We start from the raw sequence: 12,367 nt of genomic DNA on the forward strand, positions 1-12,367 counted from the left end.
GGCAGGCACTCAAGGTACCAGCAAGTGCAACCATGGGCGCTGCGGAACGCTGCGGGTCACGGCAAGGATGTCGGGAGCACCCTGATCAGCCAAGGTCTTGCCCTGCCTCTCAATTAGCCAGGATGACGGATTTCCGCAGCCTCGATCATCGCTCTTCGCTGGCGAGTTGCCGCTCCTCAATCACGCGGCTGCGGGACTCTGAGCCCAGGGCAGAAGCGCTCAATGATCTTCTGTGTCTCCTGCGTGCAGAAAAAACTGCTGCCGACGGACCTGTTCAACGGCAGCCAATATACCCTGGGAGGGGAAAGGCACGTGAACGGCGCTTTGCACTTGGCTTCAGGTCTCCGTCCCACACTTGTTACTTTAAGCACCCCAGGGAGTGGTGGGCTGCTGAAGTTGCCGATCAATAAGCAATATTATTTTGTTCGGTGATCGTATTAAAGCGAAATCGCCGAGGCCCACGTGCATACTGGCGTATGCGCCCTGGCACACAGCAAGAACACAGCCGCCTCTTGTACTGGGCGGTAGGGGCCTCGGCATCGATGCCCTCATTCTGCTCGTTGCCTTTATGGTACTGGAAGCGGCGGTGCGGCCTATCTGACTGAGCTAGCGCTCCGCGACACGGAATTGATGCAGCCTGTCTTGCTCTTCAGCATGTGACTGAGGGAAAGAAACAGCATTGCTAGCTGTGTCCGCCAAACCCATTGTGCAGGGGTGGATTGAGTGAAAGTTCGCTGTCCAGCCATTGTGGTTTCGAAGTAGAAATATGCGAGATGTAGCCGGTGCAACATGCGAAATTGTTAACACCTGTCTTAAGCGGCCCTTTAGGCAACATGAATTGTCATCTTAGTGGTTTCAGGCATTTTTCTCGCAGAGTTCGAACGGCCGCTTTTTTGTGACACGAGGTGAACCTACGGTGACCAGTGAGAAAAACCAGTTTTATATTGGAGGGGAATGGCAGGAATTCGCCTATTTAGCTCGTTTACCGGTCGTGGATCCCGCCTCGGAACAAGTCGTCGGGCAGATTGCCGCGGGCGATGCTCATCATGTCGATTTAGCGGTTGCCGCGGCGCGCAGGGCCTTCCCCGCCTTTTCTCAATCATCTGTGCCGGAAAGGCTCGCCCTGCTTGGCAGGATGCATTCGCTCCTCATGGAAAGAGCGAAGACGTTCGCAGAAGCGCTCGTCATGGAAATGGGAGCAGCGATCAGCTTCGCGCAAGCGTCCCAAGTGCCATTTGCTGCCGAGCACATCCGTGTCCAGATGGAGATACTCGATAAGTATCGGTTCGTGACCGTTGACGGGCGCACCGCGACCGCCAAGGAAGCGATCGGGGTGTGCGCGCTGATCACACCCTGGAACTGGCCGCTTTACCAGATCACCGCCAAAGTCGCTCCGGCGATCGCGGCAGGCTGCACCGTCGTGCTCAAGCCTAGTGAACTGTCACCTTTTAGCGCTCTGCTCTTCGCCCAGTTGATGCACGATGCCGGCGTTCCGCCAGGCGTGTTCAATCTTGTCAACGGCACTGGCGAGAGCGTCGGAGCAGCACTCGCCAGCCATCCTGACGTTGACATGATCTCGATCACCGGTTCCACCCGCGCAGGAGTACTCGTCGCCCAGGCGGCCGCACCGACCGTGAAGCGCGTGGTTCAGGAACTTGGCGGGAAGTCGCCGAACATTTTGCTCGACGATGCCGACTTCAGTGAGGCGGTTGCGAAGGGCGTGCTTGCCGGTATGCGCAATGTGGGCCAGTCGTGCAGTGCTCCGACGCGCATGCTCGTCCCCGCACATCGGCTCGAGGAGGTGGAGGAATTGGCAAGCGCCACTGCGAGGGCCATCCGAGTCGGCGCCCCGCTTGATCCGGCGACCGACATGGGCCCGATTGCCAATCGGGCTCAGTTTGACCGCGTGCAGGTCATGATTCAGGCGGGAATCGATGATGGCGCCAAACTGCTGTGCGGTGGTCTGGGGCGGCCGGCGGGCCTCGACAGCGGCTTTTTCACGAAGCCGACGATTTTTTCGGAGGTGAAACCCGACATGCGCATCGCTCGTGAGGAGATATTCGGTCCTGTACTTTCGATTATGCCCTACAAGGACGAGGAAGAGGCAATCAGCATTGCCAACGACACCGTCTATGGTTTGGGCGCCCATGTCCAGTCTCCAGATCCGGAGCGGGCGCGGCGGGTGGCGCTGCGCATTCGTGCCGGCCAGGTTCATATCAACTATCCCGCATGGGACGGAGCGGCCGCGTTCGGTGGCTACAAGCGATCCGGTAATGGCCGCGAGTATGGTGTATACGGGCTCGAAGAGTATCTCGAGACGAAGTCCATCCTCGGTTATTGACTGGGCGGCTCGGCGGGGTCGGCTCGCCAGGGCAGTGGTTTCAGCGACTGACGAAGCATCGTCAGGAAAGCGGCCGTCCGCGCACTTCGGCCGTGCCGCGATCCGAGGATGGCGACGATATCGGCTGACGGAAGCTTCCAGTTGGGAAGCACCTGTCTCAGCCGTCCCTTGGCGAGGTCTTCTGCAACGGCCCATTCGGAGCGCATCAAGATGCCCTGACCAGCCAGCGCCCAATCCCGAATGACGGCACCATCGTTGCTCGACATGACAGGATTAACGCGCACTGTCGCACTTTCCTGCCGCGATCCCTTGAACCGCCAGAGCGTTACATCCTCCTCGTTCTCGCGAACGACGAGACAGCGATGTCGCGCCAGATCGGCGGGCGTAGAAATGGGCGCAGCCGAAGCGAGGTATTCTGGACTTGCGCAAAGAATTCGATGGTTCGGCGCCAGTGTCGTCACCACCTGGTCCAGATGCGCGGATGCCCCGATGTGAACAACCACCTCATAACTGTCGACGATCAGCGCTGTGGGATGGTCGGACAATTGCAGGGTAGCGGAGGCACTGCGATGCTCTCGAGCAAACGCTTCCACGACCGGGGCCACGTAGATCCTTCCAAACCCGTGAGGCGCGGCGACCCTTAGGTGCCCGCGAACTGCACCCTTCCGATCAGCCAAGGCTTCAGCAAGGGAATCTATGGCATCGCTGACAATGACGCTGTGAGAAGCGACCAGTGAGCCCTCTTCGGTCAGACGAAGATGGCGTCCGGACCGGTCGATCAGCCTTACCCCGACTTTCTCTTCAAGCGCGCGCAGGCGCTGGGTCACCGCCGGAGGTGTCACGCCCAGCTTTCGTGCGCTTTCCGCGAGAGATTTCGAGCCCGTGAGAACCGAAAAGAAAGCTAGATCGTCGGACGTGAGCATTAATCTGTACCTGAAGCGCTAATTCACTGAGTGTTAATTGCCATCTTTAGGGTTTGGCGACAAGATGAGCCTCGGGTTGGAAATCGGATTAATGGATTCTAGCCCCAGACGGAGCCCACCATGTGGCATCTTCTGCCGCTGCCGCTGACGCAAGAGACGGAAGGGTTGCTCGACGCCGGGCGCTTCGAGACGGCTGCCAGCCAGCGCGGCGCTCGTCCACGTGTGGCGCGGCCCGCAACTCGATCACGACGCGCTCATTGCGGCTCGATTGGGCTTGAACGCCGAACCGATACACTGGACTATTTTCGGATTACAGAGGAGAGAGCGAACGCAGTCAGCGTATCGCGCACGCCGGGCATCTCGGCAATCAACTGCCAAATCTGCCGGATGCGGTCAGCCTCGTGGGACTCGACCCGAACGAGCAAGTCGAAATCACCCGTCATCACGTCGCAAGCCACAACTTCCGGAATCTTCCGTAACGCCTGAATGACGTCGCCGCCCCTCATGCGATCGTGACGATAGACGAAAATCAATGCGGTCGTGACGTGTTGGCTTTTGCCTCCATCGCCGGTAACGATCGTATATCCCTTGATGAAGCCTTCTCGCTCCAACCGTTCGATCCGCACCCGCACGGCATTGCGGGAAAGGTTCACCTTCGCCGACAACTCCGCATGCGAGATTCGGGCATTAGCCTTCAACTCGACAAGTATCTGTTCGTCAGTTCGATCGAGAAGATATTTCATGGAACTTGAACGGTCGCTAACCTTAGGATGTCCGGCGTTACCGGCCGATAAGCTAACACGGAGATCTCCGGCAGTAAGGCTCTTTCTTTCCGGCTCGTATATCGCCTCGAAATCGAAGCCATTGTGAAACCTGGCAGCGCCTCCCTTTCCGCATCGCATCCGTCACGCATCGCGCTCCCTGATAACCTGCAGCAGCGCTCGCGGCCTCTCTTTGCTCAGGTTCCCGGTGGCTTCGCCCGCCCAACCGACAAGCACGTCAGCAAGCTCCGACGCGGGCGCATCCTCATGCTGTAGCCTGAAGTTGATGACCCCGCTGACTTCATCGCCGAGAAAAAAGACGTTCCCCTGGACTAATGTGCCATTAACTGCCCCGGTCGGAAGATCAGTTGATGTGCGCTTTGCCCGTCGTTCCAAGACAGTGTGGATCGAGCCATCACACGACCCGGGCTTAGGCATTTGGCCGGGCCTGCAAACCTAGGTGAGGCGCCTGGTACGAAGCTGACGACGGCAGCCAATCGATCGGCAGCCACAGAGTGGCGCGGCCGTTTGTTGTGCGCAGCGGTTTGGGGCAAGGGACCCCATGTCACAAATAATCGACGAGACCAATTTGATCTATGTTGACACCAATCACGAAACCAATTCTATATTGATCGCACAACAATCCTGATTGGTAGCTAATGGTGCTGAACGTGAAAACAACTCCGACACTAGAAAAAGGCCGTGCTGCCCCTTCGCAGGCAGCTGCTGTAGCAAGCAATGCGCCCAGCCAACTGTTCATCGGCGGCGAATGGGTCTCGGCGAAAGCTGGCAGGACTTTCAATGTGATCGATCCCTCGAGTGCCGATGCGATCGCTACGGTTTGTGATGGTGATATCCAGGATGCAATAGCGGCCGTCGACGCGGCGGAAAAGGCGGCCGGGGCTTGGAAGCTAACCTCGCCACGCCGGCGCGCGGATATTCTGATGAAGTGTTTTCACCTTCTTGTCGAACAAGCAGAGTGGCTGGCGCAGCTGATTACCGTGGAGAATGGCAAGGCGCTTCCGGATGCGAGATCGGAAGTCGCCTACGCGGCGGAGTTTTTCCGCTGGTATGCCGAGGAAGCGGTAAGGGCCCCGGGTGAATTTGGACTATCACCTTCGGGCGCAAACCAGATCATCGTGAGTCATGAGCCGATTGGTATCGCGGTATTGGTAACGCCATGGAACTTCCCGGCAGCAATGGCGACCCGAAAAATTGCTCCAGCTTTGGCTGCAGGCTGCACCTGCATCCTCAAGCCCGCAGCCGAGACGCCTCTTACGGCGCTCGCGATCGGAGAACTCATGCGGCAGGCAGGCGTTCCCGCAGGAGTGGTCAATATCGTTCCCACGAAAAAGGCAGGCCCAGTGGTCAGCGCAATGCTGCATGACAAGCGGGTCCGGAAACTGTCGTTCACCGGGTCGACAGGCGTTGGCAGGATACTGCTGCGCGAGGCCGCGGACCAGGTTGTCAGTTGCTCAATGGAGCTGGGCGGCAACGCGCCTTTCATTGTATTCGATGACGCCGACCTGGAGACGGCTGTCGCCGGGGCAATGGTCGCCAAGATGCGCAACGGCGGGGAGGCCTGTACGGCTGCAAACCGGTTCTACGTTCAAAAGGGAATTGCGGCTGATTTCACACGGCGCTTCGCGGAAGAGATGGCAGCGCTCAATGTCGGACCAGGGCTGCTGGCGGATACGCAGCTTGGTCCGCTGATAACGGATGCCGCAGTGGCCAAGGTGGAGCGCCTAGTCGACGACGCTATCGCCAAGGGTGCCCGCCTGGTGACCGGCGGGAGCAGAGTAAACGGCGAAGGTTTCTACTATCTGCCAACCGTTCTGGCCGACGTCTCTGCGGACGCGGAGATCCTTCGCGAAGAAATCTTCGGTCCGGTTGCGCCGGTGATTGTATTTGATGCCGAGGATGAGGCCGTCGAGTTGGCCAATGATACCGAATACGGGCTGGTATCCTATGTCTTTAGCCAGGACCTCAAGCGGGCGCTCGCTGTCGCGGGCAGGCTGGAAAGCGGGATGGTCGGAATCAACCGCGGGGTTGTCTCCGACGCTGCCGCGCCGTTCGGCGGCATGAAACAGAGCGGCCTCGGACGCGAAGGCAGCCACCACGGAATGCTCGAATATCTCGAAACGAAATATATCGCCGCCACCTGGTAGGTGCGCCGCGATCAACTCAGATCAGATCGGCTTGGAACTATCCGGACAAAGCGGGTGGCTCCAGCCAGAATAGGAGAGATCAATGTCCCTGCTGAAAACCATTGACCCGAATCCGTCATTCGAGCCGAAGCAGCGAATTGCCGAGCCGGATCGCCTCATAGCTGGTAGCCCGGCTTTCAAGACCTGGCTGCAGGACACCGCAAAAGACGGCACAGTGAATACGGGGGTTTTCGAGGCGACGCCCGGTGAAACGCACTCCATCAAGGGCGAGACGTTTGAATTCTGTCATCTCGTCCATGGCGTGATCGAATTGACCGAGAAGGGGAAAGAGCCGGTCATTTACCGCGCCGGCGATAGCTTCGTGATGAAGCCGGGTTACATCGGCGTTTGGAAGACGATCGAAACGGTGCGGAAGATCTTCGTCACCGTCACCTGATCATTCGAGGTCGTGCGCCTCGAATTGCCTCTCAATTTCGCGGGGGCAAACGGCGCGATCCGGCCGGCACGCCCTTAATGGTTCAACAGACACCAGTGTAATCGCGGTTACCGCAATCTTCGCCTCGATTTAAGAAAGACCACGAAATGGATGAATTCTTGCAAAGGGAATCGATCGTTCTTGCGCCTTTCGAGGCTCATCATCTTGATGGTGCCGTGGCGCTGTCGCGTGCGGCTGGCTGGGCGCACAGGAGAGAAGACTGGGAAATGATATGGTCCCTGAGTGAGGGACGCGTTGCCCTTGCAGGTGATCGGGTCGTGGGTACCGCCTTTATGACTCCCTTCGGCGATACCTGTGCAGCCATCAACATGATCATTGTCGACGAAAGCCAGCGAGGCCAGGGATTGGGAAGAAAATTGACCACTGCCGTGTTGGAACTCGCCGGTGATAGAGAATGCCGTTTGAGGGCCACCAGCGACGGCTTGCCGCTTTATGAAAAGCTGGGTTTCGTCACGACGCACAAAATCACCCGCCACCAGGGCGTCACCGGTCGCGTCGATGCTCCTGCAAATGTTGAATGGATCGGGTCTGCCGCCCTGCCTGCGATCAAGGCGCTCGATAGTGCGGCATTCGGCGCCGATCGGGACGCGCTGCATGATGTTCTGGCGAACGAGGGGACATTCGCCGCCATTCGGGACGGTGACGGTATTGTCGCCTTCGCGGCGACGCGGCTGTTCGGCAAGGGCGAAGTCGTGGGGCCGGTCGTTGCGGCAAACGCTGGACAGGCGAGGGATTTGCTGGCCTTCATCCTCTCCGGCAAGGAAGGTCGTGTCGTGCGAGTTGACATCCCCGAAGACAGCGGCCTTTCATCCCTCCTCGAAGAATGGGGGCTGCGTAACGAGGGTGGTGTCGTTGCGATGGTCCGGCGTGCTGGAGGCCGACCTCAAACACCGGCCGTTCAAACCTTCTGCCTGGCGAGCCAAGCTGTTGGCTGACCTGAAGGTCTGAAGTGACGACGCATTCACGGCGGATTGGTCAGCGTTGATCTAGCAATTTGATCTGGAGATCTTCCCAGTGCTCCTGGAACGCATCCCGCGCCGTATCATAGTGGCGACTTCTCAAGCTGTTGATGAGCCGCTCATGTTCTTCCGCCATTTCTTCGGCGGTGGCGTAGAAATCCTGCCGCTGTGCGAGAAGGAGTTCGATCTCGCCCTCGAGGTCTGAATAGGTCCGCTTCAGGCGAGCGCTACCGCTAGCGGCGATGATCGCGCGGTGGAAGTCCCGGTCCGCAGCAACCAACAGGGATCTGTCGGCCGATAGAGTCGACCTGTGCATAATGTCGACCGCCTCCAGCGCTTGGGACGGGATGACGCCGGTCAGTACGATCAGTCGAATGGCCTCGCCCTCAATGGCGCCGCGCACGCGTGTGATATCGACAATATCGTCCGGCCCGAATTCGGGCACTACAAAGCCTCGGTTCGGTATTTGACGCAGCAGGCCCTGGGTGACGAGCACCTGGGCTGCTGTACGGAATGTGTGCCGCGAGGTCGAATGCTCTTCGCACATCTTCACGTCGCGGAGGAACTCGCCCGGTCGGAAATCCCCCGACAAGATGCGCCGTCGCAACGCGTGGGTCAGGATGTCAACCGCGCTGGCCGGCAAGGGCTCGACGTTCATCTCTGGATCTTCGGCTCTATTCTTGGCGGGCAGCGGCGGCATGGCTTTTGGCTCTGCTCGTTGATCAGTTCGCATGCCTACGCCACATGCGGCGACGCGGGCAAGGGAAATGATATTGTGCCTACTGGCTGCATGGTGGCGGGTTCTATGTCTGCACGGACCGAAGCGCCTCGTTGACGCCCTCGAGCAGACGCGCCGCGTTGGCCGATGTGAAGATGAGCGGGGGCCTGATCTTCAGGATATGCGCGTCCGCTCCCGTCGCGGAAATGAGAATGCGCCGATCGCGCAAGGCATTGACGGCTGCAAGCGCACGGTCCATGTCCGGCGTTTTCCGGTCTCTATCCTTGACGAGTTCGACCGCGAAATAGAGGCCGGTCCCACGAACATCGCCGACGAATTCATATTTTTTCTGCAGGTCCCTGAGGCCATCGAGGATTTCTGCGCCGATCTTGACGGCGTTGTCTAACAGTCCCTCTTCGAGGATCGTGTCGAGTACGGCCCTTGCAGCGGCGATAGCGACGGAGTTGCCGCCAAACGTGTTGAAGTAGCGCATGCTGGATCCGAAGTCGGCGACGAGTTCGGGCCGCAGGACTACGCCGGCGACGGGATAGCCGTTGCCCATGGGCTTGCCCATAGTAACGATGTCCGGATCGACCCTGTGACGCCGGTGACCCCAAAATTGGGTGCCGGTCCGCCCGAATCCGGATTGCACTTCGTCGGCAATGAACAGGCCGCCCGCCTTGCGCACCACTTCCGCCACCGGCGCCAATACGTCCGTGGGTTCGACGTAGAGACCATCGGAGGAGAAGACGGAGTCGGCGATGAAGGCCGCTAGGCCGCCGCCATGCCGCTCCATGTCGGCGATCTGCCGCGCGACATCCTCCGCCATCCGCCGGCCGATTTCCTCGACAGGCAGGCGATAGGAATCTGGCGCGGCGACCGTCCGGAGATAGGGATCCAAAGCCGACTTCCTGCCGAGCGACGGCGAGATTGCCGCTACCGCGCCGCTGTTGCCGTGATAGGCTTCCGCCGTGACGATGACACCGGTCTTGCGTGTGTGGTAACGCGCGATTCGCAGGGCGAGATCGTTCGCTTCCGAGCCCGTGCATGTGAACATTGCACATCCGGTGCGGCCGAGTTCGCCACCGAACGTAGCGATCAGTGCTTCGGCATAGTCCAGCAGGGGCTCCTGCATGTAACGCGTGTGGGTACAGAGCACCTCGAGCTGCTTCTGGATCGCCTCGACGACACGCGGATGAGAGTGACCCAGCGATACTACGTTGTTGTAGGCATCGAGATATTCGTTGCCGTGCTTGTCATAGAGGAAAACGCCCTTGGCACGTGAGATCTCAACCGGCGACTTGTAGAAGAGCCGATAAGCCGGCCCGAGCAGCCGTTGCCGCCTGGCGACATGCGCCAGATCTTCACTTGTGAGATGAGACGTGTCCTGAGGGTTGAAGCCATTTGGCATGTCGCCACGGAAGCCCTTAGGCAGAGTAGTCGCTTGCTTGGACATTGTGGTTCCTATCGTGTCAGAAGATCGGAAATCTGGGCGGCGGAAATCGAGTGGAACCACTCGAGGTGGGCCCAGCCGGCTTCGGTATTGCGCAGGATGTAGCGGCTATTCTCTGGGAATATCTCGGCGCGCCAGCACGTCAGCAGCGCACGAACCGCAAGACGGCCCATTGCTAGGAACGGGATGAGTCGAAGCTCCTCGTCTGTCAGGTCGGCATGACGGAGATAGCCGCGCAAAACGTCGCGCGGTGCGTCGAACAGGTCACACCGGTTCCCATGGTCGGATGTTTTTGGCATTTGATTCATTAACGCCGTGGAGACGTCGACGGCGATGGCGGTGCGGACCGCATCGCCGAAGTCGATGACGCCGGTCAGGAATCGCGGGCTGGCATGATCGACGACCAGGTTCGACGTATTGAAATCATTGTGGAGCACTTGCCGCCGGCACAGGTCGAGTTCAGGCTTGATTTCGGCAAACCGCTCGAGCGCGCTGACTGTCCATGCCCGCTTGCTGCCTTTAGGGATGAAGCTCAATAGATCTCTGAGGTCGAGCAGATGGCTGACGTCCCATGCCACCGCCCGACCGTCAGCGGGATGCGAGAAATCGGCCATGGAATGACGCAGCTTTGCCAGAATTTCCCCGATCCGTTCGCGCTGTGGGGCTGTGCAGAATGTTCGGTCGAGCGGGGTGCCGGCCATGAAGCTAATGAGCCGCACCACTCGCCGCTCGCCGGCACTCGTGGTGACGATCGGCAAATCCACCCCGTCGACGTCGCGAAGTGTGCGGGGGATGGGTAGATCGGGGGCTCGCTGCTCGAGATGACGCATCAGCGCGACCTGGAAATCGAGCTCCTCTATGCGTTCAGAAGGATGAGCGATCTTGAGCACAAACTTCCCCTGGGCCGCGCAGTCCAGGAGGAACGTGTCGTCCTTCTCGGTTTCAAAGCGGGTTGCGGAGCCGCGTGTACCATAGAGCCGTTCGGCGATTGCTTCAGCTTCCGTAGCGCCAACGGGATGGCACGCCTCGGACAGCTCAGCGGCGCGTGCTGGCCCGCGCTGATGCTTATGACCCATCTTCAAACTCATTCAGATCCTGCCTCGAGAGTGGGGCTCGATGGACCGCAATATTTCACATCCGCAATTTTTGTACAACAATTTTTTCTGCGATGGAGAGATCGGGTCGATTCGCTGGCGACGAAAGAGCGGGGTCTATTGGATATTCTGCTCGAAAATCGACTAGATATTTCAGCGTTAAAACAATGAAAATGGCCACTCGGTTGTAAGTTGAGGAGCGACGACACACAAGTCGTCGGAAAGCGACCCAAGAGAAAATACTAAGGATTGTTGGACAATCTCTTGCCATAGCGACAAAGTTATGTCAGTGTGCACCCACTGGTCGGAATGCAGCAAACTAGTTGGAGTCTTCCGGTTGGCTGGATTAGCCGGGATCAACAAAGGCAGCGGAAGTGACCAGTTACGGATTCGCAGAGTTTCCTGCGCCGCTGCTGCATCGCGGTCTATCGGAACGGCGACCTTATTAGACAGGCGGCAGGCCCGCTACGATGACCTTGGATCGGCACACCGTGCCATGAAAATTGGAGGGAATACACACAATGACCCAATTTCGACCGAAGTACGTAACCTTCGACTGCTACGGCACGCTCACCAATTTCGATATGGCCGGCGCTGCTCGGCGCGTCTACGGCGAGCGCCTCTCCTCTCAAGCGATGGCCGCTTTTGTCGAGGCTTTCAGGGGCTATCGCCTTGACGAGGTGCTAGGGCCATGGAAACCGTTTGTCGAAGTAGTGCACAATTCAATCGAACGCAGCTGCAAGCGCATCGGTATCCCATTCAAACCCGAAGACGCGCAACGCATCTATGACGAGGTGCCAACCTGGGGTCCGCATCCTGACGTCCCGGCTGGTCTGTCCAGGGTGGCCGAGGAAATCCCGCTGGTCATCCTGTCCAATTCCATGAACAGCCTGATCATGTCGAATGTTGAAAAGCTGGGCGCGCCCATCCATATGGTAATCACGGCAGAAGAAGTCGGGGCATACAAACCTCTGATGAAGGGCTTCGAATACATGCTCGACAAGCTCGGCTGCGGACCGGAAGACATTACCCATGTCTCCTCATCCTTCCGCTACGACCTGATGACCGCTTATGACCTGGGCATCAAGAGCAAGGTCTGGGTCAACCGCGGCCATGAGCCGGCCAATCCCTATTACGAATACACTGAGATCAAGGATATCGGCGGGTTGGCTGCCGCCGTTGGCCTGGAGCCAGCTCTCAAGCGTGCCTGAAAATCAGGGCTCAGGCCATTTTGCTAATGAGACCGGGGCGGTCCTTCGCCCCTTCTCTTTATCGTTCGGAGGGCAAGCATGGCCTCCCTTGCGTACGCGTGACTTGCCGGCGTTCGGCTGTGGTGCGATCCGAACGTCGGGATCGGGGCGCGTTTGGTGCGCTGCCGCTATCCATGTCCGCTTTCGAATAACCGAGGCTGTTCCTCAACCATTGATTGGGGCCCACAGCGCTCGTCCGCAAGC

10 protein-coding genes and 1 pseudogene are annotated in these 12,367 nt (G+C 58.9%); 6 read left to right on the plus strand and 5 right to left on the minus strand.

What is annotated here, in order from left to right:
- Window positions 1-916: 916 nt before the first annotated feature.
- Window positions 917-2,341, plus strand: a complete 1,425-nt coding sequence (locus EFR00_RS27475) for an aldehyde dehydrogenase family protein (RefSeq protein WP_077988873.1) — start codon at window positions 917-919, stop codon at window positions 2,339-2,341.
- On the opposite strand, the gene EFR00_RS27480 is transcribed toward EFR00_RS27475, so the two are convergent.
- Window positions 2,335-3,264, minus strand: coding sequence for a LysR family transcriptional regulator (locus EFR00_RS27480; protein ID WP_077988872.1), 930 nt, complete (start codon window positions 3,262-3,264; stop codon window positions 2,335-2,337). The genes EFR00_RS27475 and EFR00_RS27480 overlap by 7 nt on opposite strands.
- A gap of 138 nt (window positions 3,265-3,402) precedes the next feature.
- Here EFR00_RS27480 and EFR00_RS27485 point away from each other — a divergent pair.
- A pseudogene (locus EFR00_RS27485) lies at window positions 3,403-3,529 on the plus strand (NAD(P)-dependent oxidoreductase); the annotation flags it as partial.
- Window positions 3,530-3,563: 34 nt separating this feature from the next.
- On the opposite strand, the gene EFR00_RS27490 reads toward EFR00_RS27485, so the two are convergent.
- Complete coding sequence (locus EFR00_RS27490; RefSeq protein ID WP_077988871.1) at window positions 3,564-4,007, minus strand: Lrp/AsnC family transcriptional regulator; 444 nt, start codon at window positions 4,005-4,007, stop codon at window positions 3,564-3,566.
- Window positions 4,008-4,684: 677 nt separating this feature from the next.
- Here EFR00_RS27490 and EFR00_RS27500 point away from each other — a divergent pair.
- The 3 genes from EFR00_RS27500 (at window position 4,685) to EFR00_RS27510 (ending at window position 7,624) form a co-directional block, all read left to right on the plus strand.
- Window positions 4,685-6,193, plus strand: a complete 1,509-nt coding sequence (locus EFR00_RS27500) for an NAD-dependent succinate-semialdehyde dehydrogenase (RefSeq protein ID WP_077988870.1) — start codon at window positions 4,685-4,687, stop codon at window positions 6,191-6,193.
- Between the two features lie 82 nt (window positions 6,194-6,275).
- On the plus strand, window positions 6,276-6,629 hold the full coding sequence (locus EFR00_RS27505; RefSeq protein ID WP_040112450.1) for a cupin domain-containing protein: 354 nt from the start codon (window positions 6,276-6,278) through the stop codon (window positions 6,627-6,629).
- 146 nt (window positions 6,630-6,775) lie between these two features.
- Window positions 6,776-7,624 (plus strand): GNAT family N-acetyltransferase, encoded by an 849-nt coding sequence (locus tag EFR00_RS27510; RefSeq protein ID WP_077988869.1) that lies wholly within the window; start codon window positions 6,776-6,778, stop codon window positions 7,622-7,624.
- A 40-nt stretch (window positions 7,625-7,664) separates the two neighbouring features.
- Here EFR00_RS27510 and EFR00_RS27515 read toward each other — a convergent pair whose 3' ends face one another.
- The 3 genes from EFR00_RS27515 to EFR00_RS27525 form a co-directional block, all read right to left on the minus strand.
- Window positions 7,665-8,306 carry a GntR family transcriptional regulator gene (locus EFR00_RS27515; protein ID WP_225882578.1) on the minus strand — a complete coding sequence of 214 codons (642 nt, stop codon included), beginning with the start codon at window positions 8,304-8,306 and terminating at the stop codon, window positions 7,665-7,667.
- A 145-nt stretch (window positions 8,307-8,451) separates the two neighbouring features.
- Window positions 8,452-9,822: an aspartate aminotransferase family protein gene (locus EFR00_RS27520; protein WP_077988868.1), complete on the minus strand. Its 1,371-nt coding sequence runs from the start codon at window positions 9,820-9,822 to the stop codon at window positions 8,452-8,454.
- Between the two features lie 8 nt (window positions 9,823-9,830).
- On the minus strand, window positions 9,831-10,907 hold the full coding sequence (locus tag EFR00_RS27525) for a phosphotransferase (RefSeq protein ID WP_077988867.1): 1,077 nt from the start codon (window positions 10,905-10,907) through the stop codon (window positions 9,831-9,833).
- 527 nt (window positions 10,908-11,434) lie between these two features.
- Between EFR00_RS27525 and EFR00_RS27530 the strand changes: the two genes are divergently transcribed.
- The gene (locus tag EFR00_RS27530; protein ID WP_077988866.1) at window positions 11,435-12,124 is read left to right on the plus strand and encodes a haloacid dehalogenase type II; all 690 of its coding nucleotides are present in this window, start codon (window positions 11,435-11,437) and stop codon (window positions 12,122-12,124) included.
- The last annotated feature ends 243 nt before the right edge of the window (window positions 12,125-12,367 follow it).

The organism is Rhizobium sophoriradicis, assembly GCF_003939025.1.
Lineage (GTDB): Bacteria > Pseudomonadota > Alphaproteobacteria > Rhizobiales > Rhizobiaceae > Rhizobium > Rhizobium sophoriradicis.

Excerpts from the sequence above, each read along its gene's own strand:
- EFR00_RS27510 (WP_077988869.1), top strand. The coding sequence starts at position 6,776 with ATGGATGAATTCTTGCAAAGGGAATCGATCGTTCTTGCGCCTTTCGAG.
- EFR00_RS27525 (WP_077988867.1), bottom strand. The coding sequence starts at position 10,907 with ATGAGTTTGAAGATGGGTCATAAGCATCAGCGCGGGCCAGCACGCGCC.
- EFR00_RS27490 (WP_077988871.1), bottom strand. The coding sequence starts at position 4,007 with ATGAAATATCTTCTCGATCGAACTGACGAACAGATACTTGTCGAGTTG.
- EFR00_RS27515 (WP_225882578.1), bottom strand. The coding sequence starts at position 8,306 with ATGAACGTCGAGCCCTTGCCGGCCAGCGCGGTTGACATCCTGACCCAC.
- EFR00_RS27500 (WP_077988870.1), top strand. The coding sequence starts at position 4,685 with ATGGTGCTGAACGTGAAAACAACTCCGACACTAGAAAAAGGCCGTGCT.
- EFR00_RS27505 (WP_040112450.1), top strand. The coding sequence starts at position 6,276 with ATGTCCCTGCTGAAAACCATTGACCCGAATCCGTCATTCGAGCCGAAG.
- EFR00_RS27480 (WP_077988872.1), bottom strand. The coding sequence starts at position 3,264 with ATGCTCACGTCCGACGATCTAGCTTTCTTTTCGGTTCTCACGGGCTCG.
- EFR00_RS27530 (WP_077988866.1), top strand. The coding sequence starts at position 11,435 with ATGACCCAATTTCGACCGAAGTACGTAACCTTCGACTGCTACGGCACG.
- EFR00_RS27520 (WP_077988868.1), bottom strand. The coding sequence starts at position 9,822 with ATGTCCAAGCAAGCGACTACTCTGCCTAAGGGCTTCCGTGGCGACATG.